Below are 1067 nucleotides of genomic sequence, written 5' to 3'. Positions count from 1 at the left end.
TGCAGTATTTTAAGTAATCACGATGTAGTAGTAGATGCTCTTGACAGCATACCAGTAAGATTGTTACTTCAACGCAGCTGTAAAAAACTTAATATACCAATGGTTTATGGAGCTATAGCAGGATGGTATGCTCAAGTTACTACTATATTCCCAGGAGATGATACCTTAAACAAGATTTATAATGTAGATAAGCGAACAGCCAAAGGAATCGAAAAGGAAATGGGTAATCCATCATTTACACCAGCTTTAGCAGCCTCAATTGAAGTAAGTGAAGTAATAAAGATTCTTTTAGGGAGAGGAGAACTTTTAAGAAAAAAGATGGTCTTTATAGATCTTCTCTCAACTGAGTATGACATAGTTCCACTTGGGTAAAAATTTATCAATGAATCTTACTTAGTTTAGTGGGAAAAGCAGATATCCCAAATCTTTGATTTGGTGATAGTCGCTTTCGCTGTGTGCAAGCAGATATCCCAAATCTTTGATTTAAAGTGAATCGCTTTCTCTTTAGAATTTTGTTTCTCCTACTAAGTTTAGATGAATTTTCCTATAATAATGGAAAGTGGAATTGGAATTGTTGTTATGATTGGAGGAATTATAATGAATGCAGCTATTTGCAAATTAGGCAATGTAGTTGTATCCAAATCAGATATAGAACTTTCGCATAAAAGGTGCAAAAAGTTCCTTATTGACCCACATCAGGTATTTAGTAAAAAAATAATATATGATGTTGAATTACAAAAAAGATTTGCAGCTAACAGAAATTTAATATTGACTGCAGCACCTTATATGGAACATTTAGTAAATTTTCTAAGAAAATTTAACTTTTTTGTATTACTTACAGACGAAGAAGGATGTATATTAAATGCGTTAGGTGATGAAAAAATACTTTCAGAAGCTTTTTCTTTGAAAATGGTGCCAGGAGCTTTTATGAATGAAGAAAATATTGGGACAAATGCTATGAGCATGGTTATAAAGAGTAAGTTGCCAGTTCAAATCTCTGGAGATGATCATTTTATTAATGCATATCATAAGTGGACATGTTCTGCGTCACCTATAAAAGATAATAA

General features: G+C 32.3%; 1 protein-coding gene and 1 pseudogene. Both read left to right on the top strand.

All coding sequences use genetic code 11. From position 1 onward, the window contains the following. Positions 1 to 372, top strand: a 372-nt coding sequence (locus CLRAG_RS17085; protein ID WP_207644831.1) for a HesA/MoeB/ThiF family protein, incomplete at its 5' end; no start/stop codon positions are given. A gap of 225 nt (positions 373 to 597) precedes the next feature. Then, a pseudogene (locus CLRAG_RS17080) lies at positions 598 to 1067 on the top strand (AAA family ATPase); the annotation flags it as partial.

The organism is Clostridium ragsdalei P11 (genome assembly GCF_001675165.1).
GTDB lineage: Bacteria > Bacillota > Clostridia > Clostridiales > Clostridiaceae > Clostridium_B > Clostridium_B ragsdalei.
This window is presented reverse-complemented; position numbering and strand designations above follow the sequence as displayed.